General features: G+C 72.8%; 20 protein-coding genes, 1 tRNA gene and 1 pseudogene. 2 read left to right on the plus strand and 20 right to left on the minus strand.

Features of this window, described 5'->3' with window-relative positions:
• Nucleotides 1–47 precede the first annotated feature (47 nt).
• The 17 genes and pseudogenes from C7M71_RS04115 to C7M71_RS04195 form a co-directional block, all read right to left on the minus strand.
• Nucleotides 48–1,457 carry an aspartate aminotransferase family protein gene (locus tag C7M71_RS04115; protein WP_111494310.1) on the minus strand — a complete coding sequence of 470 codons (1,410 nt, stop codon included), beginning with the start codon at nucleotides 1,455–1,457 and terminating at the stop codon, nucleotides 48–50.
• A gap of 34 nt (nucleotides 1,458–1,491) precedes the next feature.
• Nucleotides 1,492–3,528: a 1-deoxy-D-xylulose-5-phosphate synthase gene (gene dxs, locus C7M71_RS04120; protein WP_111494308.1), complete on the minus strand. Its 2,037-nt coding sequence runs from the start codon at nucleotides 3,526–3,528 to the stop codon at nucleotides 1,492–1,494.
• 52 nt (nucleotides 3,529–3,580) lie between these two features.
• Nucleotides 3,581–4,738: a flavodoxin-dependent (E)-4-hydroxy-3-methylbut-2-enyl-diphosphate synthase gene (gene ispG / locus C7M71_RS04125; protein ID WP_114914179.1), complete on the minus strand. Its 1,158-nt coding sequence runs from the start codon at nucleotides 4,736–4,738 to the stop codon at nucleotides 3,581–3,583.
• Between the two features lie 116 nt (nucleotides 4,739–4,854).
• Nucleotides 4,855–5,883 (minus strand): adenosyl-hopene transferase HpnH, encoded by a 1,029-nt coding sequence (hpnH, locus tag C7M71_RS04130; protein ID WP_111495511.1) that lies wholly within the window; start codon nucleotides 5,881–5,883, stop codon nucleotides 4,855–4,857.
• 2 nt (nucleotides 5,884–5,885) lie between these two features.
• Entirely contained in the window at nucleotides 5,886–6,662 is a 777-nt protein-coding gene (locus tag C7M71_RS04135) for a phosphorylase family protein (RefSeq protein WP_111495509.1), read from the minus strand.
• Entirely contained in the window at nucleotides 6,659–8,722 is a 2,064-nt protein-coding gene (gene shc, locus C7M71_RS04140; protein WP_229759044.1) for a squalene--hopene cyclase, read from the minus strand. Before shc ends, C7M71_RS04135 begins: the two co-directional genes overlap by 4 nt.
• 178 nt (nucleotides 8,723–8,900) lie before the next feature.
• The gene (locus C7M71_RS04145) at nucleotides 8,901–10,001 is read right to left on the minus strand and encodes a polyprenyl synthetase family protein (protein WP_111492262.1); all 1,101 of its coding nucleotides are present in this window, start codon (nucleotides 9,999–10,001) and stop codon (nucleotides 8,901–8,903) included.
• Between the two features lie 266 nt (nucleotides 10,002–10,267).
• Nucleotides 10,268–11,803, minus strand: a complete 1,536-nt coding sequence (gene hpnE / locus C7M71_RS04150; protein WP_111492261.1) for a hydroxysqualene dehydroxylase HpnE — start codon at nucleotides 11,801–11,803, stop codon at nucleotides 10,268–10,270.
• Nucleotides 11,804–11,915: 112 nt separating this feature from the next.
• Nucleotides 11,916–12,773, minus strand: coding sequence for a presqualene diphosphate synthase HpnD (hpnD, locus tag C7M71_RS04155; protein ID WP_111492266.1), 858 nt, complete (start codon nucleotides 12,771–12,773; stop codon nucleotides 11,916–11,918).
• A gap of 41 nt (nucleotides 12,774–12,814) precedes the next feature.
• Nucleotides 12,815–13,795, minus strand: a complete 981-nt coding sequence (gene hpnC, locus C7M71_RS04160) for a squalene synthase HpnC (RefSeq protein WP_229758529.1) — start codon at nucleotides 13,793–13,795, stop codon at nucleotides 12,815–12,817.
• A 333-nt stretch (nucleotides 13,796–14,128) separates the two neighbouring features.
• The gene (locus C7M71_RS04165; protein ID WP_229758530.1) at nucleotides 14,129–14,956 is read right to left on the minus strand and encodes an ABC transporter ATP-binding protein; all 828 of its coding nucleotides are present in this window, start codon (nucleotides 14,954–14,956) and stop codon (nucleotides 14,129–14,131) included.
• The gene (locus C7M71_RS04170; RefSeq protein WP_229758531.1) at nucleotides 14,949–15,851 is read right to left on the minus strand and encodes an ABC transporter permease; all 903 of its coding nucleotides are present in this window, start codon (nucleotides 15,849–15,851) and stop codon (nucleotides 14,949–14,951) included. Before C7M71_RS04170 ends, C7M71_RS04165 begins: the two co-directional genes overlap by 8 nt.
• 142 nt (nucleotides 15,852–15,993) lie before the next feature.
• Entirely contained in the window at nucleotides 15,994–16,839 is an 846-nt protein-coding gene (locus C7M71_RS04175; RefSeq protein ID WP_111492264.1) for a glycosyltransferase family 2 protein, read from the minus strand.
• A gap of 74 nt (nucleotides 16,840–16,913) precedes the next feature.
• Nucleotides 16,914–17,603, minus strand: a complete 690-nt coding sequence (locus tag C7M71_RS04180) for a CDP-alcohol phosphatidyltransferase family protein (protein ID WP_111492263.1) — start codon at nucleotides 17,601–17,603, stop codon at nucleotides 16,914–16,916.
• Nucleotides 17,604–17,706: 103 nt separating this feature from the next.
• Nucleotides 17,707–18,768 (minus strand): iron-containing alcohol dehydrogenase family protein, encoded by a 1,062-nt coding sequence (locus C7M71_RS04185; RefSeq protein WP_111492258.1) that lies wholly within the window; start codon nucleotides 18,766–18,768, stop codon nucleotides 17,707–17,709.
• Nucleotides 18,756–19,511: a phosphocholine cytidylyltransferase family protein gene (locus tag C7M71_RS04190; RefSeq protein WP_111492257.1), complete on the minus strand. Its 756-nt coding sequence runs from the start codon at nucleotides 19,509–19,511 to the stop codon at nucleotides 18,756–18,758. Before C7M71_RS04190 ends, C7M71_RS04185 begins: the two co-directional genes overlap by 13 nt.
• Nucleotides 19,508–21,438 (minus strand): annotated as a pseudogene (locus C7M71_RS04195) (DUF5941 domain-containing protein). Before C7M71_RS04195 ends, C7M71_RS04190 begins: the two are co-directional and overlap by 4 nt.
• 654 nt (nucleotides 21,439–22,092) lie before the next feature.
• Between C7M71_RS04195 and idi the strand changes: the two are divergent.
• The gene (gene idi, locus C7M71_RS04200) at nucleotides 22,093–22,695 is read left to right on the plus strand and encodes an isopentenyl-diphosphate Delta-isomerase (RefSeq protein ID WP_111490626.1); all 603 of its coding nucleotides are present in this window, start codon (nucleotides 22,093–22,095) and stop codon (nucleotides 22,693–22,695) included.
• Nucleotides 22,696–22,784: 89 nt separating this feature from the next.
• Here the strand turns inward: idi and C7M71_RS04205 are convergent, their stop codons facing one another.
• A complete protein-coding gene (locus C7M71_RS04205) occupies nucleotides 22,785–23,291 on the minus strand; it encodes an ATP-binding protein (RefSeq protein ID WP_111490629.1) in 507 nt (168 codons plus the stop codon).
• Between the two features lie 204 nt (nucleotides 23,292–23,495).
• Nucleotides 23,496–24,239 (minus strand): HdeD family acid-resistance protein, encoded by a 744-nt coding sequence (locus C7M71_RS04210; protein WP_407675858.1) that lies wholly within the window; start codon nucleotides 24,237–24,239, stop codon nucleotides 23,496–23,498.
• Nucleotides 24,240–24,421: 182 nt separating this feature from the next.
• Here C7M71_RS04210 and C7M71_RS04215 point away from each other — a divergent pair.
• Nucleotides 24,422–24,509: transfer RNA gene (locus tag C7M71_RS04215), tRNA-Leu, on the plus strand.
• A gap of 4 nt (nucleotides 24,510–24,513) precedes the next feature.
• On the opposite strand, the gene C7M71_RS04220 is transcribed toward C7M71_RS04215, so the two are convergent.
• Nucleotides 24,514–25,023, minus strand: coding sequence for a hypothetical protein (locus C7M71_RS04220; RefSeq protein WP_162824126.1), 510 nt, complete (start codon nucleotides 25,021–25,023; stop codon nucleotides 24,514–24,516).
• Nucleotides 25,024–25,054 lie beyond the last annotated feature (31 nt).

Below are 25,054 nucleotides of genomic sequence, written 5' to 3' on the forward strand. Positions count from 1 at the left end.
TCCGAGACGGAGGGGACCCGGTGGGCGGCCCGTTTCCCCGGCGGCGCTCACCGGTTGGCGACCGCCTGCTTCACCAGCGTCCGGCCGAAGTCCCACATCAGGCCGCTGCCCCGGTGGGCGTCGTCCATGACCTCGGTGAAGGCGTCCACAAAGCGGTCGACGTCCCGCTCGGTGATGGTCAGCGGCGGGATCAGCTTGATCACCTCCAGATGGTCCCCGGAGACCTGGGTGAGGATGCGGTGCCGCTGCATCAGCGGCACCACCACCATCTGCGCGAAGAGGCCCTTGCGAGCCGCCTGGAGCGCGGCCCAGCCGGTGCGCAGCTTCAGCGACCTCGGCCTGCCGAACTCGATGCCGATCATCAGGCCCCGGCCACGTACGTCCGCCAGCAGCTCATACCGGTCCACCAGGGCCGCCAGCCGCCCACGGAAGAGGTCGCCGATCCGCCGGGTGTGGGCGACCACCTGCTCGTCCTCCATCACCTGGAGGGTGGCCAATCCGGCCGCCATCGCCTGCGCATTGGACCCGAAGCTGGCGGAGTGGACCAGCACCCGGTCCATCGAGGAGTAGACCGCCCGGAAGATCCAGTCCTTGCCCAGGGTCGCCCCGACCGGGACATACCCGCCGGAGAGCGCCTTGGCCGCGCAGACCAGGTCGGGCTCCACGCCCTCCTCGTGCTGGTAGGCGAAGAAGTCGCCGGTGCGGCCGATGCCGGTCTGCACCTCGTCGCAGATCAGCAGCGCCTTGTGGCGGTGCAGCAGGTCCTGGGCGGCCTTCAGCCAGCCGGGCGGGGCGGCGTGCACGCCCTTGCCCTGGATCGGCTCCACGATCAGCGCGGCCACATCGCCCCGGCGCAGCTCGCGCTCCAGCGCGGCGAGGTCGCCCAGCGGCACTGCGGTGTCCGGCAGCAGCGGGTCGAAGCCCTTGCGGAAGCCGGTCTCGCCGTTGACCGAGAGCGAGCCGGTGGTGAGGCCGTGGAAGGCGTGGTCGCAGTAGAGGACACGGCTGCGGCCGGTGGCGTACCGGGCGAACTTCAGCGCGGTCTCGACCGCCTCGGTGCCGCTGTTGCCGAAGAAGACCCGGTCCAGGTGCGGGGTGTGGGCCAGCAGCTTCTCGGCGAGCAGGCCGGGCAGCGGGGAGCAGTCGAAGCGGGTGAGGTCGGGCAGGTCGAGGTCCATCACCTGCTGCACGGCGCGGCGCACCACCGGGTGGTGGCGGCCCAGTGCGAAGATGCCGAACCCGGCGAGCATGTCGAGGTACTGGTTGCCGTCGGCGTCGTAGAAGTACGGCCCCTCGGCCCGCTCGTAGAACTTGTCGAAGCCGATGGTGTGCAGCATCCGAGGCAGCTGCGGGTTGAGGTAGCGCTCCTGGAGCTCATAGCGCTCGGCGCCGCGCCGGGCGAGCAGCGCCGCCAGGTCGAAGCCGGTACCCGACCGGGGCTCCGGTGGGCGCGACATGCCCGGCTCCTCGGCTCGGGCGGCGGCGACGGTCTCAGAGGCCACGGTGCGGGTCCCCTCCTCGGGTGCGTGCGGCTTCGGCGGTGCGCGGGCGCAGGACGGGCACCCGGGCGGCGGCGGCGCCCGGAGCGGTCTCCGTCCCGTTGGGGCGGCGTCGGGCGGCCACCCGGGTGAGACCTGCGGTACGGGCGAAGGCGGCGGTCTGGGCGGCGATGCCGGGGCCGGTCAGCCCGATCTCATTGAGGATCTCGCCCCGGGCGGCATGGGCCAGGAACTGCTGCGGGATGCCGAGTTCGCGGACCGGGGTGCGGACCTCCGCGTCCCGCAGCGCCTGGGCGACGGCGGCGCCCACGCCCCCGGTGCGGCCGTTGTCCTCGACCGTCACCACCAGCCGGTGCCCGGCGGCGAGCCGTACCAGCGCGGGGTCGACCGGCTTGACCCAGCGGGGGTCGGCCACGGTGGCGCTCAGCCCGTCGGCGGTGAGCAGCGCGGCGGCGTCCAGACAGGGCTGGGCCATGGTGCCGACGGCCACCAGCAGCACATCCGGCGGGTCGGCGGGGCTGCCTCCGGGAGGCGTGGTGCGCCGCAGCACATCGACGCCGCCGATCCGCTCGACGGCACTGATGGCCGGGCCGACATCGGCCTTGGGGAAGCGGACCACGGTGGGCGCGTCATCGACGTCCAGCGCTTCACGGAGCTGGGCGCGCAGCTGGTCGGCGTCGCGCGGGGCGGCGAGCCGCAGCCCGGGGACGACCTGGAGGACGGACATGTCCCACATGCCGTTGTGGCTGGCGCCGTCGGTGCCGGTGACACCGGCCCGGTCCAGCACGAAGGTGACGCCCAGCCGGTGCAGCGCCACATCCATCAGGACCTGGTCGAACGCCCGGTTGAGGAAGGTGGCGTAGACCGCGACCACCGGGTGCAGCCCGCCGGTGGCCAGACCGGCGGCGGAGACCGCGGCATGCTGCTCGGCGATGCCCACGTCGAAGATGCGGTCGGGGTACGCCTCGGCGAACCCGGCCAGGCCGACGGGCTGGAGCATGGCGGCGGTGATGGCGACCACATCGGGCCGGTCGCGGCCCACGGCGACCATCTCCCGGCCGAAGACGGAGGTCCAGGAGGTCCCGGTGGCGGGCGACAGCGGCAGGCAGGTGAAGGGGTCCATGGCGCCGACCGAGTGGAAGTGGTCGGCGTCGTCCTCCTCGGCGGGGCGGTAGCCGTGGCCCTTCTCGGTGAGGCAGTGCACGATGACGGGGCCGCCGAAGCCCCGGGCCCGCTCCAGCGCCGACTCGACGGCCGCCGTGTCATGGCCGTCGATCGGGCCGAGGTACTTCAGCCCCAGGTCCTCGAACATGCCCTGCGGGGCGAAGGAGTCCTTGAAGCCCTTCTTCGCCCCGTGCAGGGCACCCAGCATCGGCCGGCCGACCACGGGGGTGCGTTGCAGCGCCTCCCGGCCCCAGCTGAGGAAGCGCTCGTACCCCTGGGTGGTGCGCAGCGTGGCCAGATGGTTGGCCAGGCCGCCGATGGTCTTGGCGTAGGAGCGCTCATTGTCGTTGACCACGATGACCAGCGGGCGGTCCTGGGCCTCGGCGATGTTGTTGAGCGCCTCCCAGGCCATGCCGCCGGTCAGCGCGCCGTCGCCGATCACGGCGACCACGCTGCGGTCGCGGTGGCCGAGCAGCTGGTTGGCCTTGGCGAGGCCGTCGGCGTAGCCGAGCACGGTGGAGGCGTGCGAGTTCTCGATCACATCGTGCTCGGACTCGGCCCGCGAGGGGTAGCCGGACAGCCCGCCCTTGACCCGCAGCCCGGAGAAGTCCTGACGCCCGGTCAGCAGCTTGTGGACATAGGACTGGTGGCCGGTGTCGAAGAGGATGCGGTCACGCGGCGAGTCGAAGACCCGGTGCAGCGCGACGGTGAGCTCCACCACCCCGAGGTTGGGCCCGAGGTGGCCGCCGGCCCGGGAGACGGCCCGGATGAGGAACTCCCGGATCTCGTCGGCGAGCAGGGGCAGCTGCGCGGGTGCGAGGCGCTTGAGGTCGGCGGGCTCCGAGATGCTTTCCAGCAGGGTCACGATTTCCCTCACCTTCGGTTCGCTGCTGTGACGTACGGCGCTGTACGGGGAGTCAGCCGGCGGTGACGGTGGGCTCGCCGGACTCGACGCCGTCGGCCTCCATCTGCTCGGCGAGCTTGAGCGCCTCCTCGATCAGCGTCTCCACGATCCTCGACTCCGGCACGGTCTTGATCACCTCGCCCTTGACGAAGATCTGCCCCTTGCCGTTCCCCGACGCCACCCCGAGGTCCGCCTCACGCGCCTCCCCAGGCCCGTTCACCACGCACCCCATCACCGCCACCCGCAGCGGCACATTCATCCCCTCCAAGCCCGCGGTCACCTCTTCCGCGAGCTTGTACACATCCACCTGCGCCCGCCCGCACGACGGACACGACACAATCTCCAGACCCCGCTGCCGCAGCCCCAGCGACTCCAGGATCTGGTTCCCCACCTTGACCTCCTCCACCGGAGGCGCCGACAGCGACACCCGGATCGTGTCCCCGATCCCCTCCGCCAGCAGCGCCCCGAACGCCACCGCCGACTTGATCGTCCCCTGGAACGCCGGACCCGCCTCCGTCACCCCCAGATGCAGCGGATAGTCACACGCCGCCGCCAACTGACGATACGCATTCACCATCACCACCGGATCGTTGTGCTTCACCGAGATCTTGATATCCCGGAACCCGTGCTCCTCGAACAGCGAGCACTCCCACAACGCCGACTCCACCAACGCCTCCGGAGTCGCCCGCCCGTACTTCTCCATCAACCGCCGGTCCAACGACCCCGCGTTCACCCCGATCCGGATCGGCACCCCCGCCGCCGACGCCGCCCCCGCGATCTCCCGCACCTTGTCGTCGAACTGCTTGATGTTCCCCGGATTCACCCGCACCGCCGCACACCCCGCGTCAATCGCCGCAAAGACATACTTCGGCTGGAAGTGGATGTCCGCGATCACCGGGATCTGCGACTTCCGCGCAATCGCCGGCAACGCCTCCGCATCATCCTGCGACGGCACCGCCACCCGCACGATCTGGCACCCCGACGCCGTCAGCTGCGCAATCTGCTGCAACGTCGCATTGACATCAGCCGTCACCGTCGTCGTCATCGACTGCACCGACACCGGCGCATCACCACCCACCGGCACACCCCCCACCATGATCTGCCGCGACTTGCGGCGCACGGCGAGCGGCTTGAGCGGCATGGACGGAATACCGAGCGAGATCGCGGTCATGGTTTCACCCTCACTGTGGCAGGTGCGATTCGTGGGAAGGGGTGAAGGGATGGGTCAGGGTCAGCGGGTGGGTGCGCGGCGCGGGGCTGTGGGGCCCCGCGCCGCGCAGCGGGCGCTCAGTGGCTCCGGTTGGCGGCGACCGTCTCCCGGGCCGCGCGGATCGACGCCTTGAGCGATCCCATGGTGGCGAGGACCGCGGTGGGCTCATAGCCGCAGTGCGCCATGCAGTTCTCGCAGCGCGGGTCCCGGCCCCGGCCGTACTTCGACCAGTCGGTCTTCTCCACCAGCTCGCGGTAGGTGGGCACATACCCGTCGGACATCAGATAGCAGGGGCGCTGCCATCCGAAGAGCGAGTAGTTGGGGATGCCCCAGGCCGTGCACTCGAAGTCGACCTTGCCCTCCAGGAAGTCCAGGAAGAGCGGGCTGTGGTTGAGCCGCCAGCGCCGCCGGTTCCCCCCGGAGAACGCCTTCTTGAAGAGCTCGCGGGTCTGCTGCACCCCCAGGAAGTGCTCCTGGTCGGGCGCCTTCTCATAGGCGTAGCCGGGCGAGAGCATCATCTCGTCGACCTGGAGGTCGTCGTTGAGGTAGTCCAGCACCTCGACCACCGTCTGCGCGGTGTCCGTGTTGAAGAAGGTGCTGTTGGTGGTGACCCGGAAGCCCCGGGCCTTGGCCTCCTTGATGGCGGCCACCGCCTCGTCGAAGGTCCCCTCCTTGGCCACCGAGGCGTCGTGCCGCTCCCGCAGGCCGTCGATGTGGACGGTGAAGGCGAAGTACGGCGAGGGGGTGAACTTGTCCAGCTTCTTGCGCAGCAGCAGCGCATTGGTGCAGAGGAAGACGTACTTCCGCCGCTCCACCAGCTGACGGACGATCTCGTCGATCTGGGGGTGCATCAGCGGCTCGCCGCCGGCGATGGAGACCATGGGGGCGCCGGACTCCAGCACCGCGCCGACCGCCTGGGCAACCGGCATCCGCTGCTTGAGGACACCGGCGGGGTGCTGGATCTTGCCGCACCCCTCGCACTTGAGGTTGCAGGCGAACAGCGGCTCGAGTTCCACGATGAGCGGGAACTTGTCCCGGCGCTTCAGGAGTTTCTGCTGGAGGAGGTACGTGCTGATCCGCGCGGTCTGGCGCAACGGCATGGCCATGACTAGCTCGCCTCCTGAGGGAGCGTCCGGATAGGGGTTTCGGTGGGGTGACTCGGGTCGGTCGGGTCGGTGGCACCGCTCTGGGGGGCCAGGGCGTGATGCCAGGCGGTGAAGGCGGGCACGGCGGAGCGGAGCGCACGCCAGGCGCGCACTCCGCTCGGGACGGTGCCGGGCCGCAGCAGTTCCTGCTCCGGCGTGTCGACGACGATGCGGACGGCGGCGCCGGGCAGCCCCGGGGCTGCCCGGCGGGCGGCGTCCAGCACCGCGGCGGTCTCCATGTCGATCCCCAGGGCGCCGCCGTCGTGCAGCCGGCGGCGGGCCGCCGCGCCGCGCACCACGCGGTCGGCCGAGTGGATCCTGCCGAGATGGACGGTCAGACCTCGGGCGCGCAGCGCGTCCGCGAGCAGCCCGCACGAAGGAACCCCGATCGAGGTCTGCCCTTCGTCGCGCACCTCAGCGGCAACGACGGCGTCGCCCGGGCGTATTCCCGGACCGGCCGCTGCGCAGAACCCGGTGGCCAGCAGCGCGCCATAACCGCTGCCGCCGCCGCTCAGCAGGGCGGTGACGGAGCGTCGGGCGCGGACCGGCCCCATGCCGGTGGCCGTCAGCAGCGCCCGTCCGGCGCCCCGGGCGGGCATGCCCGGGGCCGTCCAGTCGCCGCCGCGCAGCGCCCACCGCTCCACGCCCAGGGCGCAGACCACCAGCAGCGGGCCGCCGCCGGCGGCGGTCGGTTCGAACGGTTCCCCGGCGGGGCCGTCGAAGCGGTAGGACCGTCTCATCGCTCGGCCCTCGTCCCGGCCGTGCCACCCGCTGCCGCCGTGCCTGTGCCCGCCGTGCCCGTCCCTGCGGTGCCCGTGCCCGCGGTGTTCGTCCCCGCGGTGCTCGTCCCCGCCACGGGGCCGCCGCTGCGGTCCGCCGCCGGGACGGGTGCCGGGCCGGGCAGCGCCCGCGCGGCATGGCCGACGGCGTCCGGGCGGGGGACGCCGTGCAGATAGCGGCCGAGCGCGGTGACCGGGAAGACCAGCCGGTAGAGGTTGTAGTTGATGGAGAAGTCCCAGGGGAACCCGGTGCCGGTGAACTGCGGCTCGTCCCAGGTGCCCTCGGGCAGCTGGGTGGCGGCCAGCCAGGCGACGCCCCGGTCCACGACCTCGCCGCTCTCCCCGGCCGACAGCAGCGCCATCAGCGCCCAGGCGGTCTGCGAGGCGGTGGAGTCGCCCCGCCCGGACCAGTTCTCCGGGTCGTCGTAGGAGCGCATGTCCTCGCCCCAGCCGCCGTCGGCGTTCTGGTGCTCCTCCAGCCAGCGCACCGCGCGCCGGATGGCCGGATGTGCGGTGGGGATGCCTGCGGCGACCAGCGCCGGGACCACCGAACCGGTGCCGTAGAGGTAGTTGGTGCCCCAGCGGCCGAACCACGAGCCGTCCGTCTCCTGCTCGCGCAGCAGCCACTCCACACCGCGCCGGGTGCGCGGGTCGCGGGCCTTGCCGACGTCCGCCAGCATCTCCACCACATGGGCGGTGACATCGGCGGACGGCGGGTCGACCACCTCGCCGAAGTCGCAGAACGGGAGCTTGTTGGGCAGGGTGCTGGTGTTGTCGACGTCGAAGGCGCCCCAGGCGCCGTTCTTGGACTGCATGCCGAGGTTCCAGGCGACGCCCCGGTCGACCGCGCCGCGCAGCCGGTCCGGGTCCGGGTGGTCCACCCGGCGCAGCGCCAGCACCACCTCGGCGGTGTCGTCGATGTCCGGGTAGGTGTCGTTGTCGAACTCGAACGCCCAGCCGCCCGGCTCCAGTTCGGGCCGCTGCACGGCCCAGTCGCCGCGCCGGTGGATCTCCTCGCCGAGCATCCAGTCGGCGGCGCTGACCAGTGCCGGGTGGTCGGCCGGCAGACCGGCGTCCACCAGCGCGATGGTGGCCAGGCAGGTGTCCCACACCGGGGACTGGCAGGCTTCCAGCCAGCGCTTCCCGTCCTCGGTGTGCACGGTGAACCGGTCGAAGGCGGCGAGACCGGCCCGCATCACCGGATGGTCGAGGTCATAGCCCTCCAGGTGCAGGGCGATCAGCGAGTAGACGGCGGGCGGCTGGATACCGCCCCAGCAGCCGTCGGTCTCCTGCCGCTCGACGATCCAGCGGGTGGCCTGCCCCAGCGCCAGCCGTCGGACCGGCCGCACCGCCCGCCGGTGGTAGGCGTGCAGCACCCGGTCCAGCCGCTGGAACACCCCGTCCCAGCTGGTCGGCGAGGCGAACCGCTGGGTGGGGAACGGGTCGGCCGGGTCGGTGTGCAGCTCGTCAAGGGGGAACGGCGTGGGGCGGACCGGGCGGTGAGCCGAGACCACGGTGAGCGGTACGATGGTCTGCCTGGCCCAGCAGCCGAACGAGTAGATGTTCAGCGGCGCCCATTTGGGCAGGAACATCAGCTCCGGGGGAAGGTCCGGCAGCCGCTCCCAGGGCCACCAGCCGAAGAGCGCCAGCCAGATGCGGGTGAAGACCCGGCTGGCCGCGATCCCTCCGTGGTCCCGGATCCAGGCCGAGGCGCTGGCCATATGCGGCGCCTCGGGATCGTCACCGGCGAGTTTGAGGGCGACATAGGCCTCCACGGTGGTGGAGAGCTCCGACGGGCCGCCGTGGAAGGTGGCCCACGTCCCGTCGTCGCGCTGCTGGGAGCGGATCCACGCGGCGGTGGCCCGGGTCTGCTCCTCGGTCCGGATGCCGAGGAACTGCCGCAGCAGCAGATCCTCGGCGTCCATGGTCACATTGGTTTCGAGGTTCCCTTTCCACCAGCCCTGGTCGCTCTGGAGCGACAGCAGGTGGGCGGTGGCGCGCTCCAGCGCGGCGGCGGCCACGGCCCGGGTCTGCGCCGCCGGACCGCCGGGAGCGGGACCCGCCCCCGGGGGGGCGTCGAGATCCTCACCGGGCCTCTCCCCGGCATCGTGCACATCCTGCAAAGGACTCTTCACCGCGACCGGCTCGGGATCGTACTCGGGGTCGAGCCGACCGTCCGCGGTTGTTGTCACCTTGGGTTCACCTCTCCCGTACGACGACGAATTCGGCGAGTGCGACAAAGTGCTCGCGCACCACGTCGGGCATGGGCACCTCGTCCAGAGCGGCGAGGGCGGTCTTGTGGCGGCGGCGGGCCTCGTCCTGGGTCCAGGCCCGGCCGCCGGCCTCCTCGATGAGGGCGGCGCGGGCGGCGAGCTGCTCCTCGTCCTCGTGGCCGCGGCCCTCCGGGTCGGCCAGCAGTTCGGCGAGGCGCCGCGAGGCCCGGCCGCCCTCCGCGAGGGCGGCGGAGACCGGCAGCGACTTCTTGCGCTGGCGCAGGTCGCCCCAGTGCGGTTTGCCGGTGACTTCGGTGGCGCCCCAGATGCCGAGCAGGTCGTCCACCGCCTGGAAGGCCAGACCGAGGTCGTGGCCGTAGCGCTCCAGGGCGTCGGCGGTGCGGTCGTCGGCGCCCGCGAGGACGGCCCCGATGGAGGAGGCGCAGGCGAGCAGGGCACCGGTCTTGTTGCCCTCCATCTCCAGGCACTCCTCGACGGTGACCCGGTCGCGGTGCTCGAAGGAGAGGTCCTGCGCCTGGCCGTCGATCAGCTTCCGGGTGGCGCTGGTGATCCGGCGTACCGCCCGGGCGGCGTCGGCGGCCTGGATGGCGGGTCCGCCGGCGGCAGCGGACGCCTCGGGGGCCTCCAGCAGCACCTCGGTGGCCAGCGCGAAGAGCGCGTCGCCGACCAGGATCGCCTGCGCGGGCCCGAAGACGGTCCAGGCGGTGGCGCGGTGGCGGCGGGTCTCGTCACCGTCCATCAGGTCGTCGTGGAGCAGCGAGAAGTTGTGCACCAGCTCGACGGCGGCCCCGCCGGGTGCGCCGATACCGGGATCGGCGCCGACGGCCTGGGCGGAGAGCAGCGCCAGCGCGGGCCGCACCGCCTTGCCGCCGTCACCGGCGGCGGGCCTGCCGTCGCGGTCGATCCAGCCGAAGTGGTACGCGGCGACGGTGTCCATGGGGGCGGCCAGTCGGCCGACGGCCTCGCGCAGCCGCGGGGTGCACAGGGTGCGGCCGCGCTCCAGGAGGGCCGGCACCGACACCGTCGCCTCCGTGGACTGCGTGTCGAGGCGTGTATCCACGCGCATTCCCTCTCCCTCGGGTCTGTGGTGCGCTGCAAGCGGTGGCGCCGCCCCGGGCGGCGCCGTGCCGGCGGGGCAACTCCGCCGGTCGGGCGTGTGCGGAACCGGGTCGGTGCCGGTCCAGGGTCCGGTCGGCGATTCGCCATGCGGTCCGACGTGCCGTCCGACGTACGGTCCGGCGGGGGGTCCGACCTCGGATGCGGCCTCGGGTACGGCCTTGGGTACGGCCTGGGGTGCGGCCTTGGGTGCGGCCTGGGGTGCGGCCGGTCGGTTCACCGCGGCCACCTCCCCGCGGCATAGGCCGCCGCCAGGTCGGCGGACCGGGCGCCCAGCGTGGCCAGCGCCTCGTCGGCGGCGGTGTGCCCGCTGCGGACGGCGCCCTCCATGGTCGCGGGCCACCCGGTCGCGGTCCACGCACCGGCCAGCAGCAGCCCCGGGACCCGGGTGCGGGCACCGGGCCGCAGCCGGGCACTGCCCGGCGCGGGGTCGAAGGTCGCGGTGCGCTCACGGGTGACGAAGAAGTCCCGCAGCCGGGCGCCGCGCGCGGCCGGCAGCAGCCGCTCCAGCTCCGGCAGATAGCGGCGGCGCAGCTCGGCCACCGGCAGGTCGATCTCGTCCTGGGCGGCGGACTGGGAGACCGCGAGGTACTGGGCGTGCGGGTCCCGCTCGGCGAGCCCGGAGTGCCGGGTCCGGTCGAACACCCACTGGACGGGTGTGCCGATACCGGCAAAGAACGGCCTGCGCAGCACCCGGCGGTCGTAGATGGCATGCACGTTGAGGATGGGCGCCGTGCCGAGTCGGCGCAACCGGTCCTGGCCGTCGAGGCTGTCCGGGGGGAGCAGCTGGGCGGCGGCGTCCTGCGGTACGGCCAGCACCACGGCGTCCGCGTGCAGCAGCTCACCCCCGGCGGGCAGCCGCTCGCCCTCCACCCGGACGGCGTGCCGGTCGTGGCCCTGTGCGGTCGGGCGGTGCGTATTCGAACCTTGGGACGACACGTTCCCCGCGCCCGGAGCGTCCGCCTCCGGGCCGCCGGCGGATGACTTCAGGGCCGCCGCCCTGGCCCGCAGCAGGACCCGGACGCCGCTGCGGTGCAGCGCGTCCAGTGCCGCGTCATGGTGGATGACGCCCAGGGGGACGTCGGCCCAGCCGATGTCGGAGGCGCCGGGCGCGGAGAGCAGCCCGGTCTTGAAGACCATGGCGGCCAGGGCCAGCGACACCTGGTCGGCGGTGGCGTTCAGGGTGGCGACGCCCACCAGGTCCCAGAGCGCCTCGACGGTGCGGCGCGACTGGCCCTGCTGCCGCAGCCAGTCGCCGAAGGAGCGCTCGTCCAGTGCCGGGTCGGCCGGGTCCAGGCCGTACAGCGCCAGGGTCGCCCGGACCACCTGGAGCCGCTCGGCGGTGCCCAGGTGCGGATAGCGCGCCAGGCTGCCCGCCAGGTGCAGCGGCACGGGCAGCGCGGTGCGGCGCAGCCGGCCGAGCCGAAGGCCCTCCATCCGGCCCGGGTCGGCGCCGGAGACGTCCAGGACGGGCACATCGAGCCGCCGCTGCACGGAGACCATCCCGCCGGCGCCGAGCCGGTCGATCAGCCCGCGGTAGGCCGTGCAGCAGCGCAGGAAGACATGCTGGCCGTTGTCGACGGTGAGGTCGCCCCGCTGGAAGGAGAAGGCCAGGCCGCCGAGGCGCGGGCGGCCCTCCACCAGCGTCACGGCGAGTCCGGCCTCGGCCAGCCGCAGGGCGGCGGTGATACCGGCCAGCCCGCCGCCGATGACGACCGCGGTGGCCCGGTCCTGCTGCGTGGCGCTGCTCATCGCCTCTCCCCCCGGGTGCGGGCGCTGCCTTCCGGCGGCCGCACGGCTGCTGCACTGGACGCGTCCGCCCGCCCGCGTGGTCGCGCGGTGTCTGCGGGTGGCGGTGTTGCGGTCAAGAGCGTCCTCCGGCCAGTCCGGACAGCGCCACATAGGCCTTCTCCCAGCCGGGCAGCGACACCCTGCCGCGCAGTACCGACTCGGGCTCTGCGGCGATGCGCCGCAGCAGCCGGTGGTAGATGCCCGCCATGGCGGCGGCGCATGCGCGACTGCGGCGGTCGAGCATCGGCAGCAGCAGCAGCCCCTCCTCGAAGTACTGCTGGGCGCGGGCCGCCTGGAAGGCGATCAGCCCGGTGAAGTCGGCACCGGCGACCGGCTGCGCGGCGCCGAAGCCGGCCTCGCAGCCGAACCGCGCCAGGTCCTCGGCGGGCAGGTAGGTGCGGCCGGTGCCGGCGTCCTCCCGCAGGTCGCGCAGGATGTTGGTGAGCTGGAGGGCCAGGCCGAGGGTGTCGGCGTACTCGGCGCCCAGCTTGGGGTCGGTGCAGCCGAAGACGCCGAGTGAGAGGCGCCCGATGGAGCCGGCCACGCAGCGGCAGTAGGCGCGCAGTTCGTCGAAGGTCGCGTACTCGACGCCCCGCAGGTCCATCTCCACGCCGTCGATCAGCTCGTCGAAGGCGTCCACCGGCACGGGGAAGCGCACGGCGGCATCGGCCAGGGCGACCTTGACGGGGTCGGTGTCGTCCTCCTGCACCTCGCCGGCCCGCACCTCGTCCAGCAGCGCCCGGGTGCGGCCGAGCAGCTCCGTCTTGCGCTCCGGCGGAAGGTCGCCGTCGCCGATGTCGTCGACCCGGCGGGCGAGGGCGTAGAGCGCGGACATGGCGAGCCGCTTGGGCTCCGGAAGCAGCCGGATCCCGTAGCCGAAGTTGCGCGCCTGCATGCCGGTGACCGCTTCGCAGTACCGGTAGGCCGCCATGACCTGCGCGGACGCCAGTGGTGATGCCGCCACCCCGGGGCTCACCTTCCCTTCACATATGTAGCCGCCGCTTCCCGCAGGAGGCGGCTCTTGGCGGGCTTGGGCGGCCCGGGCAGTACGTCGTACCCGACGGCGGTGATCGCCCCCAGGGCGGCGCGCCCGCCGGCGGTGAAGCCGGCCAGCAGCAGCCTGAGCCTTCCTCGCACCGTACCCACCAGTGGTGCGCCATGATCGAGCAGGGTCCCCGCCCGCTGCACCTGAAAGGCGATCAGGTCGCGCACCCGCCCGCCTGCGGCAGGGGCGGCGAGGTCCGCTTCGGTCACACCGAACCGGTCCAGATCCTCCGCAGGCAGATAGATCCTCCCCCTCGCGCGGTCCTCCGCAACGTCCTGGAGGTGCTCGACGACCTGGAGTGCGCTACAGATCGCATCCGAGCGCTCCACCCGTTCGGGTGTGGAGACGCCCGCGATGGCCAGGACCAGGCGGCCGACCGGGTTGGCCGACAGCTCGCAGTAGCCCAGCAGGTCCTCGTAGGTGGCGTAGCGGGTGGTCTGCTGGTCCACCCGGTTCGCCTGGATCAGGTTACGGAAGGGGTCGGCGGTGAGCCCGTGATTTTCCACCAGCGGCACCAGGGCGCGCATCAGCGGATGGCGGGGCTGCTCGACGCCGCAGGTGCCGAGCACGATGGCGAAGACCCGGTCGAGGTCGCGCTCCAGCCCGTCGAGCAGGGCCAGCCGGAAGGCGGTCTCCTCCTCGGTGGGCAGGTCGGAGCCGTCCCGCCGGCGGGTCTGCGGGAGGGGCTGGTCGACGCCGAGCACCTTGGCGACCTGGTCGGGGTGGTCCAGGTCGCCGTCGCCCGCGTCGTCCACCAGCCGGGCGAACCCGTAGACCGCCATCAGGTCGTCGCGCCAGGCTGCGGGCAGGAAGAAGGGGGCGACGGGGAAGTTCTCCCGCGCCGCCTTGCCCAGCACAGCGCCCTCGGGGGGCGCACCTGGGCTGGAAGGGCGTGCGTCCGCGCTCACCGGCGACCGCCCGGTGGGCTCCCGGCACGTCGCGGCACCGGACCGCGTGCCCCCTCGGAATGGGCCGAAGCCGCCACTGGCGTCACTCCCCCGTTCTACACCGATCTTGACGGCGTGCACACAGCGGACACGCCCTGACCCCTGGGAGAGCACATCCTCCGCTGCCTCTCCCGACCTGTGCACTCACTCTAGGCCGAGGGACCGACAGCGGCTCCCAGAGGGGTGATCCCGTGCCCAAGTCGTCACACGGCGGAGGGCCGGCGTCCCGGGTACGCCGGGATGCCGGCCCTGGGCCGTACGGAGCCGCTGTGCGGAGTGCGCCGACGCCGGGCGTCAGCGCTTGTTCTCCTTCTCGTACGCCTTGATGACCTCGTCGGTGGGCCCGTCCATCATCAGCTCACCCTTCTCCAACCAGATCACACGGTTGCAGGTGTCCCGGATCGACTTGTTGTTGTGGCTCACCAGGAAGACCGTGCCGGCCTCCTTGCGCAGCTCACGGATGCGCTGCTCGCTGCGGCGCTGGAACTTGGCGTCGCCGGTGGCCAGCGCTTCGTCGATCATCAGCACATCGTGGCTCTTGGCCGCCGCGATGGAGAACCGCAGCCGGGCCGACATACCCGAGGAGTAGGTGCGCATCGGCAGCGAGATGAAGTCGCCCTTCTCGTTGATGCCGGAGAACTCCACGATCTCGTCGTAGCGCGTCCTGATCTCCTCCTGGGTCATGCCCATCGCCAGGCCGCCCAGGATGACGTTGCGCTCACCGGTGAGGTCGTTCATCAGGGCCGCGTTGACGCCCAGCAGCGACGGCTGGCCCTCGGTGTAGACCGAGCCGCGCTCGGCCGGCAGCAGACCGGCCACCGCCTTCAGCAGGGTGGACTTCCCGGAGCCGTTGGAGCCGATCAGGCCGATCGACTCGCCCTTGTAGGCGATGAAGGAGACGCCGCGCACGGCGTGCACCTCGCGCACCGAGGGGGAGCGCCGCTTGGAGAGGATCCGGCTCAGCGCCGAGGTGGCGCTGCCCTTGCCGCTGCCCGCGCCGTGCACCCGGTAGACGACGTGCAGGTCGTCGACGACCACGGTGGGGATGTGCTGCGCGACAAGCTTGTCCGCGTCCGTGTCGCTCGCGCCCACGGTCTGCGTACCGGTCGATGCCTCAGCCACGGCCGTACTCCTCCTCAGCCTTCCAGAAGTACAGGAACCCGCCGATGCCCGCGAGCAGCGCCCAGCCGACCGCCCAGGCCCAGACATGCGGGGGCAGGACGTCGCTCTTGACGGAGTCCAGCAGGGCGAAGCGCATCAGGTCGATGTAGACCGCGATCGGGTTGACGTCGAGCAGGGTCTTGGCCCACTCGGGGACGTCGATGTTCTGGACGTTGAACATCACGCCGGAGGCGTACATCCAGGTGCGCATGACGAACGGCATCAGCTGCGCGGTGTCGGTGACCTTGGCGCCGACCCTGGCCAGCACCATCGCCAGGCCCGCGTTGAAGACGAACTGGAGCACCAGGATCGGCAGCACCAGCGCCCAGGACACCATCGGCAGGTTGGCGAAGAGCACGATGCCCAGCAGCACGATCATCGAGAAGAGCAGCTGCTGCAACTGGATGATGGTGAAGGAGATCGGCAGGCAGGCCCGGGGGAAGTGCAGCGCGCGCACCAGTCCGAGGTTGTCCGCGATCGAGCGGGTGCCCGCCATCACCGCGTTCTGGGTGAAGGTGAAGATGAAGACGCCGATGCACAGGAACTGGACGAAGTGCGGGGTGTTCCTGCCGGTCTTCAGCAGGATGCCGAAGATCAGGTAGTAGACCGCGCAGTTCAGCAGCGGGGTCATCACCTGCCACAGCTGGCCCAGCTTCGCCTTGGTGTACATCGCGGTCAGCCGCGCCGTGGCGTACGCCACGATGAAGTGCCTCCGCGACCAGAGCTGCCGCACATACGCCGGCAGGCTGGGACGGGCGCCGCTCACCGACAGGCCGTACTTGGCGGCGAGCTGCGCCGGGCTCAGGCCCTGGTCCGGGCCTCCCGCCACCGCTGCGGGGCGGATGTGCTCACTCACTGTTGACACTTTCGTCCTATGCGAGATCGGCAGGTCCGGCTTCCGCTTCGGTTCAACGGGCGCTCCCCTGCAATCGTGCCGTTGCTGCTGCAACGGGGATCTTCGCGGGCCTGGGTCCGCAGGTCAAATGAGGATCGGATGATCAGATCACCGGTGGGCGACCAAGCCTGGTCAGCCGCCACACCGTACGCCACCGCATGGGTCTGCGCGGGCCGCAGGGTGTCCTCCATCCTTCTCGGAATCCTCCCATCCAGGCCCGCAGTGCGGCGCGGGAGGGGCGACGTGCCAGGGTGAGCAGCACCCAGGTGCCCAGGTACGCGGGAACCAGCAGAACGGGCAGGTTCCGGCGGGCCAGCCACACCCGGTTGCGGGCCACCATCCGGTGGTATACCGCATGGCGGCTGGGCAGCGTAGCCGGATGGTGCAGGACGATATCCGCCCGGTACTCGATGGACCAGCCGGCGTCCAGCGCCCGCCAGGCCAGGTCGGTCTCCTCATGGGCGTAGAAGAACTCCCCCGGCAGCTGCCCCGCCTGCGGGAAGACCGCGCTGCGCACCGCCGAGGCGCCGCCCAGGAAGGTGGTGACCCGGGAGGAGCGCAGCGGGTCGGAGGCGCGCAGCCGGGGTACGTGGCGGCGCTGGGTGGTGCCGGTCTCCGGGTCGGCGATCCGGAAGGAGACGATGCCGAGGCCGGGGTCGGCGGTGAAGGCCGCGCGGAGCTTCTCGGCGGTGTCGTCGCCGGGGAGCAGTCCGTCGTCGTCCAGGAAGAGCACCGCGTCGACGCCGGAGCCGTCCGGGCCGAACGCCTCGATGCCGACATTGCGGCCGGCCGGGATGCCCAGGTTCTCGTCCAGTTCGACGGACCGGACGCCCTGCGGCAGCGGCGGCAGCGGGGCGCCGTTGCCGACCACCACCACCTCCACCGCCGGGCCGCGCTGCCCGGCCACCGACTCCAGCAGGGCGGTCAGCTCGGCCGGCCGGTTGCCCATGGTGAGGACCACGGCGCCCAGCCGGAAGGAGTCGGCGTCCGCTCCGGTACCGGCCCCGGCCGGCTGGGCCGCGGTCACCGCAGCCTGCTGGAGAGGACGATGGAGGCCAGGTGCAGCAGGGTCTGGACCAGCGCGATGGCGGCGAGCACCCCGACCGCGATCCGGGTGAGCAGCAGGTCGCCGTGGACGGCGTCGGCGATCCCGGCGGCCAGTACCACCAGCGATGCCTCCACACCGCCCACCAGCCGGTGGAACTTCAGCGCGGCGGCCGCCTTGCGGGCCTTGGCGACCCCGGACGACCGGGGCACCGAGGCGGTGTCCTGGACGGCCGGCAGGCCGCTGCGGATGCGGGCGACGTCCACCAGGTCGGTCTCGGCCTTGATCAGGATGGCGCCGAGGGCGGCCACCGTACCGATGAAGGCCCACTCCCAGTGCGCAGTGGCGCCGTCCCGGTGGAAGAGGTCGGCGGCCCGCAGGCCGGCGCCGGTGAGCAGCGCGGCCTCGGCCAGGTAGTGGCCGACCCGGTCCAGGTAGACGCCGGTGACCGAGGTCTGCCGGCGCCAGCGGGCGACCTCGCCGTCCACGCAGTCCAGCAGCAGGTAGAGCTGGATCAGCAGGGCGCCGAGGACGGCCCCGGCGATCCCGGGGACGAGCAGCGCCGCACCGGCGACGATGCCGGTGAGCATCATCAGATAGGTGAGGCTGTTCGGGGTGACCCGGGTGTTCACCATCAGTCGGGTGATCCGCAGGGAGATGGACCGCATATAGATGCGGCCCGCCCAGTGCTCACCGCTGCGGCGGTCGAGCAGGCCCTCGGGGTGGACGGCTGCGCGCAGCTCCTCGATCGAGGGGCGCGCGGCGGTCAGCTCAGCTGTTGACGGCTTGGACATAGTCGGAGTACGCGTCCCGGATGGCAGAAGGGGAGAGGTCAAGGTGCTCAAGGATGGTGAAGCGGCCCGGCCGGGTCTGCGGGGCGTAGTGGACCGCCTCGGTGAACTCCTCGTCGGAGAAGCCGATCTCCTTGGCGGTCACCGGCAGCCCGTGGCGGGCCAGGCTGCGGGCGATCAGCCTGGCGGACTCCTGATCGCCGCGCAGGAAGGTCGCGAAGGCCGCGCCCAGGCCCACCTGCTCGCCGTGCTGGGCCGAGCGCCTGGGGTAGAGCAGGTCCAGCGCATGCGAGATCTCGTGGCAGGCGCCGGAGGACGGGCGGGTGGAGCCGGCGACGTTCATGGCGATGCCGGAGAGCACCAGCGCCTCGGCAAGGGCGGTGAGCAGGGCGTCGTCCGCCAGGGTGCCGGGGTGGCGCAGCAGCGTCTCGCCCGCGCTGCGGGCCATGGCGACCGCCAGGCCGTCCACCGGTTCGCCGGTGACGCGCTGGGAGAGCTCCCAGTCGGCACAGGCGGAGATGTTGGAGATCGCATCGCCGATGCCGGAGGCCACAAAGCGCTTGGGGGCGCTGCGGACGACATCGAGGTCGACGATGATGCCGATCGGGTTCGGTACGCCGTAGGAGCCGCGCCCCGCGTCGTTGTCGAGGGTCGACACCGGGGAGCAGATGCCGTCGTGGGCCAGGTTGGTGGCCACCGCCACCATGGGCAGCCCGACCCGGGCCGCAGCGTACTTGGCGGCGTCGATGATCTTGCCGCCGCCCAGTCCGACCACCGCGTCGTAGTGTCCGGCCCGCATGGCCTCCGCGAGCAGCACGGCGGAGTCCAGGCTGCCGTCGGCGACGGAGTACCAGTCGGCGCCGGGCAGTTGCGGCTCCAGCCGCTCACGCAGCGCGGTGCCCGACCCGCCGCTGACCGCTACCGCCATCCGGCCCGAGGTGGACAGCCGCTGGTCGGCCAGGACGGCCGCCAGGTCGTCCAGCGCGCCCGCGCGGATGTCGACGACGACCGGCGACGGGATCAGACGGGTCAGTACCGGCACGCGATCTCCCGGGCCTTGGCGAGGTCGTCGTGGTTGTCGATCTCCACCCAGGAGACCTCGCCGATGGGCTGGACGTCGATCCGCAGGCCGCGGTCGACCATCTCCTGGTAGCCGTCCTCGTAGTAGAGCTGCGGGTCGCGCTCGAAGGTGGCCTGGAGCGCGGAGGCGAGGTGCCCGGCGGCGGAGGGGTTGATCACGGTGATGCCGATGTACTCGCCGGTGGCCTGGGCCGGCTCCATCAGCTTGGTGATCCGCTGGACGCCCTTCTCGGCGTCGGCGATCACCTTCATCTCCTCGTCGGCGAGGTGCTTCACCGTGTCCAGGGCGAGCAGGATGCCGGGCCGGCTGCCCTCGGCGGCGAGCCGCTGGTCGGCCTCCAGCATGGTCTTCTCGACCGAGACCGGGTGCACGGTGTCGCCGTTGGCGAGCAGCAGGCCCTCGGCGAAGAGGTCGCGGGCGCACCACAGGGAGTAGGCGTTGTTCCACTCCTCGGCCTTGTCGTTGTCGACCAGGGTGAGGGTGACGCCGTACTTCTTCTCCAGTGCGGCCTTGCGGTCGTATACGGCCTCCTTGCGGTAGCCGACGACGACGGCGACGTCCCGCAGACCCACCTCGGCGAAGTTGCCGAGGGTGAGGTCCAGGACGGTCGTCTCGCCGTCCACCGGCACCAGGGCCTTGGGCAGGGTGTCGGTGTACGGCCGCAGGCGGCGGCCGGCTCCTGCGGCCAGAACGAGGCCGATCATGCGGTGTCTCCTGTTTCGTCGTGGACTGCCGGAGCCTCGTCGCCGAAGACCCAGAAGCGGATGCTCTCGGCCAGGACGACCAGCGCCAGGGCGGCGGCCAGGGCCGCCAGGGTGAGGTGCAGCGCGTGGGCTCCGGGGAGCCGGTCGCCGACGGGCCCGTGCGGGCTGCCGCCGTACGCCAGCGCGGCGGCCGTGGTGAGCAGCAGGACCCGGCCCTCGTGGCCGCCTGCCGCCCGGACCAGCCACCTCGGGGGCGCCCCGGTGCCGCCGCGGATGCGGTACACCGTGTCGTAGTGATGGTAGGCGACCGCCGCGACCAGCCCGAAGGCTGCGGGCAGCGCGGGGCCGGACAGCTGGGCGGCCAGGCCGAGGACGGCGAGGTACTCGGCGGCCCGGAAGACGGGGGGACCAGCCAGTCGAGGGGGCCGCGCAGCGGGCGGGCGACCGCCAGCGAGGAGGTGACCAGGTATCCGGCGGCTGCGGCGACGGCCCACCAGGTTCCGGCGCCGCCCAGCAGCACCCCGGCGAGCAGCAGGGCCGCGCCGGCGGCGGCGATCACCGGGGTGGCATAGGCGGGCAGCGGGCGGGCGACCGGCCGCAGCAGGCGGGCGCCGAGCTCGGCGAGCGGGCCGGAGTCGGCGAGTTCGGCGAGGGCGTCGGCGGCCCGGTCGGTGCGGACCCGCAGCCGGGTGATGGAGCGCAGCACCCGCCCGGCGGTGGTGTAGCAGGCGGCGAAGGCGCAGCCGATCAGCAGCACGGTGAAGGTGACGCGCGGCGTGGTGACGGCGGTGAGCAGCGCGATCAGCGCCCAGCGCTCGCCGATGGGCAGCACCACGATGCGGCGTGCCCACACCGTCCAGCCCACCCGGTCCAGCCGGTTGGAGAGCTGCGCGGTGGGGCTGGAGTTGCCGGCCGCGTCATGGTTGGCCTCGGTGAAGGCGAAGTCGACCACATGGCGGCAGGTCTGAAGGACCATCGCGCCCAGCGCCAGCGCCCACACGTCGTCGCCGCCGACGGCGGCGCCCACGGCGAGGCCCGCGTAGTAGGCGTACTCCTTGACCCGGTCGAAGGTGGCGTCCAGCCAGGCGCCCAGGGTGGAGTACCGCAGCGCGTAGCGGGCCAACTGGCCGTCGGTGCAGTCCAGGACGAAGGAGGCGACCAGCAGCAGACCGGCCGCCGCAAAGCCGGGGCGGGTGCCGGTGGCGGCGCAGGCGGCGGCGATCAGGGCGACCAGCAGCGAACCGGTGGTGACCTGGTTGGGGGTCAGACCGCGTCGGGCGCACCAGCGGGCGATGTAGCGGGAGTAGGGGCTGACGCAGAAGGTGGTGAAGAAGCCGTCGCGCGCCTTCACCGCGCGCTTCAGCCGCACCGCCTCGTCGTCGACCGCGGCGACGGCCTGCGCGGCGTGGTGCCGGTCCAGGTCGTCGGCGGGGACGGCGGCGACCAGCTCGCCCAGTTCCGGGCGGTGCACCTCGGTGCCGCCCGCCTGGAGGGCGGCGGCGAGGGCGTCGGGCAGGACGGCGCCGGCGGTGCGGGCGGCCCGGTCGGCGGCGAGGCTGTCCACGGTGAGGGTGCGGCCCGGGTCGGCGGCGGTGGCGCCGCTGCTCGCGCTGTTGCTCGCGCTGGTGGCGGCCGCGCCGGGGTCGCTGCCCGGGTCGGCGCCGAGCGGCAGCGTACGGGTGGCGTCCTCAGCGCCGGCGGCGGCCGCGGCCAGCCGCTTGGCGGCGGCGGCGAGGGCGGCGCGGGCCTGCGGTCCGTCGGCGGTGAGCGCGCCGGGCACGGCGGCGGCCGGGAACCGGGGGTCGGTGAGGCCCAGCCGCAGGGCGTGGCGATGGCCGACGAAGCGGCGGTCCACCACGGCGACCCGCTCGCCGGCGGGTGCCTGGGCCAGCAGTCGGGCCAGCTCGGCGGGTCCGGTGGCGTCCAGGACGCGGCGGTAGCCGAGCGCGGCGAGGTCTGCGGGCAGCGCCCGCCGGGCCCCGCTCGGGTCACCGCCGCCGGGCGTGGCCGTGCCGCCCGGGTCAGGGCCGGTGAGGATGGCGGTCGACAGCGGAATTCACTCCCTGGAAGGTGCGGGGCAGCGGCCTGCCCGGAAGTCGCAGGCAGGGCGGGGGCCGGTGCACGGCCCCGGTGAAGGGTGCGTCGGCAGAGGCTATCGGATGACGTCCGGGGAAACTGCGGGGGAGCCCTCCCGGTCCGAACGGTGCCGACCCACCCGGCGTCGATCATCTTCGCCGACCCGGGGCCTGCGGACAAACCACGGCCCCGCCCCACGGCGGCCGGTGCCCACCGGCTGCGGACCCGGGGCCGGGACGGCGGCGCGCGGCCGACGGTGCGCAGCCGCCCGGCCGATGGTGCGGGCCCGCCCAGCCGATGGTGCGGGCCCGTACCGACCGGCGCGATTGCGTGCGTCGGGCGGATCAGCCCTGCCCCGTACGGCAGACTGGGGCACCGGCGTCACATCCGTACCCCGCCCCTGGCCGGGCGGCGGACGGGACGCCCAACCGACCGCCGGACCGGGCTGGTGGGCCCGGGCAGACGGCCCGGGCGGCTGCCCGGTCCCCGCGCCGAAAGGGGCCACATGCCGACCAGCGGAACGACGAGCCCAGCGACCGTCAACGGCGCTCCGGGCGACGCCCTCCCGGCGCCGGAGATCCTGCTTGAGCTCGTCGACGACGAGGGACGCACCATCGGGACCGCGGAGAAGCTCTCCGCCCACCAGGAGCCCGGCCGGCTGCACCGGGCGTTCTCGGTCTTCCTGTTCGACCCGGAGGGGCGGCTGCTGCTCCAGCGCCGGGCCCTCGGCAAGTACCACTCCCCCGGTGTCTGGTCCAACACCTGCTGCGGCCACCCGTACCCCGACGAGCAGCCGTTTGTGGCGGCCGCGCGCCGCACCTCCGAGGAGCTCGGAGCGGCCCCGGCGCTGCTGCGGGAGGCCGGGACGGTGCGCTACGACCTGCCGGACGCCGCCTCCGGGCTGATCGAGCGGGAGTGGAACCACCTCTTCGTGGGGCTGGTCAACGCCCCGCTGCGGCCGGACCCGGAGGAGGTGGCGGACGCCGTCTTCGTCACCCCGCAGGAGCTGGCGGCGCTCCGCGCCGAGCGGCCGTTCTCGGTCTGGTTCGAGACCGTGTTCCAGGCGGCGCTGCCGGCGATCCGGGAGGCCACCGGCGTCGCGTGGTAGCCCCGTCGGCCGCCCCGGGCCGGGCCTCCCGGGCCCGGGGCTCGCGGGCTCCCGGGCTCGGGGCTCGCGGGCTTCCGGGCTTGGGGCGGCTAGCGCGGGGGGACGGCGTACGCGGCGGGGCGGGGGGCCGGGAGCGGCAGCGACGCCCAGACCGCCTTGCCGCCGCTGACCGTACGGTGGACGTCGCAGGCGCCGCCGACCTCCTGGGTGATCGCCTTCACCAGCAGCAGGCCGCGACCGCCGGTGCGCCCGTGGTCGTTCTGCAGCGCCGTGGGCCGGTACGGGTGGCTGTCCTCGACGGAGACCCGCACCCAGCCCCCGCCGATCACCACCTCCACCACGATCTGCGGGGAGAGCACGGCGGCGTGCTGCACGGCGTTGGTGACCAGCTCGGAGACGATCAGCAGCAGCCCCTGGAGCAGGTCCTCGTACGGCGGCTGCCCGGCCAGGCCCTGGGCCGCGAGCAGGTCGCGCACCGCGTGCCGTGCCTGCGGCACCGAGGACTCCCGGGAGGGGGCGGCCAACCGCCAGACCCCTTCGACCGGGCCCGCCCCAGCGCCCCGGGGGGCAGCGGGTACGCCCCCGCCGATCTGCATCACGTCAAGCCGCCCTTCGTGCCGCGGATGGCGCACCCGGAGCCGGCGGCCTTGTTTTCCGAGGCTAGAGGGCGGGCCGGAGCGGCGGGCGGGCGATCGGAACTCCATGCATCGTGGCTGCTTGCGACCGGGATCCATCGGTATGGAGCTCTATGGGTTCGATTTCCGATCAGGCACCATAAGGATCCGGTCATACCGGTGCGGTCACATGCCCATCGGCGGCGGAGAGGGGCGGTCGGACCGCTGCCCGGGCTGCGCCCCGGCGGTGCCGCCCGCCCGGACCTCGGCCTCCCGGGCCCGGGCGCCCTTGATCCGCGCATTGCGGGCGTCGTCCCGCCCGGCGAGGTACGAGTCGGCCTCGCCCCTGCGGCGCTCCTCGTCCACCATGCCGATCACCCGCCGGCCGCCGAGGCCGGTACTGATCAGGCTGAGCCCGTCGAAGAGCAGCGCCAGCGAGAAGAACAGCCCCAGCGTGTACAGCGAACTGCTCGGCCACTGGGCCAGCACCAGCGCACCCAGCAGCAGATCCAGCACCCCCAGGAAGACCGTCCAGCCCAGCTGGGGCCCGCGCACCGCCAGGCCGCCGACCACCCGGAAGGTACCCGCGCTCAGGAAGAGCAGGGCTGCGAAGAGCGTGAGGCCCAGCGCCGCTGTCTTCGGATGGAGCACCATCACCAGGCCGGCCGCCAGGTTGACCGCCGCCACGGCGGCGCCCAGCCAGAAGAAGTTGTCCCTGCGCGAGTGCACCGCGTGCACCAGGCCCACCGTGCCGCCGGTCAGCAGCAGGCAACCGAAGAGCAGCACGCTGGTCAGCGTGGCGATCCCGGTGTAGAGCAGCCCCATGATCCCGGCCAGCACCAGCACGGCCCCGAGGAAGACCAGCACCCCGAAGCTCCGGTGCAACCGCGCCTCCGGGGCCACCCGGTCCTTGTCCCGCCTTCTCCTCACAGCGACCTCCACGGCCTGATGGGCGACCTGTCCGAACTGGTGCACCCATACCCGGAAAGAGATCATCCATCCCGTTTCGCCCGGACCCCGGCCCTGGATACGCAGGTGAGGAGCACCGCCCGGGCCTGGTACTCTTTCCATGTCGCCACGGGGAACAGAACGGAAACCGCGGCACACACCCTGTCCGGGTGGCGGAATGGCAGACGCGCTAGCTTGAGGTGCTAGTGCCCTTTATCGGGCGTGGGGGTTCAAGTCCCCCCTCGGACACCAACCATTACCCCGCGAGGGAATGCTGAAGTGAGTAGCTGCGCGTCGAGGTGTTCCTCGACGCGCAGTTGTCGCTTGCCAGGGTGGCTGGTCCCCTGGATACCGACTTCGCGGTAGACGGCAGCCGGATGGCGCCGTCCGTGGCGGGACGGCACGGAGACGCGCCCGGGCTTTGGTCCTCTACGCCTTCACCTCGCATCCAGGCAGCGACGGCCGCAGGATCTCCGCCTGCGTCGAGGGCAGCCTGGTAGCCGACGAGCCTGGTGTCGCACTCCCGGAGTCCCTGCCGGGCCCGCTCCACCTCGGCCCCATTGTCCGTGTCGTCGGCCATCGCCTCGATGGTGGCCTCCAGCCGATGAGAGGCGAAGCTGCGGGTCGGCCAGAAGTCGAGCGGAGGGATCACCTCGGCTTCACGGAGGAAGACGTTGCGGGGACGCTGGATCCGGTTGGCGAGTGCGTACTGCTCCGGGAAGCGGCAGCGGTAATACGGCCCGCCGTGGCTCAGCCGGCCCTGCATCGTGCGTGAGCAGAGGCCGCAGACCATCGCT

Origin of the sequence: Peterkaempfera bronchialis (assembly GCF_003258605.2) — a bacterium.
GTDB lineage: Bacteria > Actinomycetota > Actinomycetes > Streptomycetales > Streptomycetaceae > Peterkaempfera > Peterkaempfera bronchialis.

Coding starts and splice junctions, on each gene's coding strand:
- C7M71_RS04115 (WP_111494310.1), bottom strand. CDS start 1,457: ATGTCGCGCCCACCGGAGCCCCGGTCGGGTACCGGCTTCGACCTGGCG.
- ispG (WP_114914179.1), bottom strand. CDS start 4,738: ATGACCGCGATCTCGCTCGGTATTCCGTCCATGCCGCTCAAGCCGCTC.
- hpnH (WP_111495511.1), bottom strand. CDS start 5,883: ATGGCCATGCCGTTGCGCCAGACCGCGCGGATCAGCACGTACCTCCTC.
- C7M71_RS04135 (WP_111495509.1), bottom strand. CDS start 6,662: ATGAGACGGTCCTACCGCTTCGACGGCCCCGCCGGGGAACCGTTCGAA.
- C7M71_RS04145 (WP_111492262.1), bottom strand. CDS start 10,001: ATGCGCGTGGATACACGCCTCGACACGCAGTCCACGGAGGCGACGGTG.
- hpnE (WP_111492261.1), bottom strand. CDS start 11,803: ATGAGCAGCGCCACGCAGCAGGACCGGGCCACCGCGGTCGTCATCGGC.
- hpnD (WP_111492266.1), bottom strand. CDS start 12,773: ATGGCGGCCTACCGGTACTGCGAAGCGGTCACCGGCATGCAGGCGCGC.
- C7M71_RS04175 (WP_111492264.1), bottom strand. CDS start 16,839: ATGGGCAACCGGCCGGCCGAGCTGACCGCCCTGCTGGAGTCGGTGGCC.
- C7M71_RS04180 (WP_111492263.1), bottom strand. CDS start 17,603: ATGCGGTCCATCTCCCTGCGGATCACCCGACTGATGGTGAACACCCGG.
- C7M71_RS04190 (WP_111492257.1), bottom strand. CDS start 19,511: ATGATCGGCCTCGTTCTGGCCGCAGGAGCCGGCCGCCGCCTGCGGCCG.
- idi (WP_111490626.1), top strand. CDS start 22,093: ATGCCGACCAGCGGAACGACGAGCCCAGCGACCGTCAACGGCGCTCCG.
- C7M71_RS04205 (WP_111490629.1), bottom strand. CDS start 23,291: ATGCAGATCGGCGGGGGCGTACCCGCTGCCCCCCGGGGCGCTGGGGCG.
- C7M71_RS04220 (WP_162824126.1), bottom strand. CDS start 25,023: ATGCAGGGCCGGCTGAGCCACGGCGGGCCGTATTACCGCTGCCGCTTC.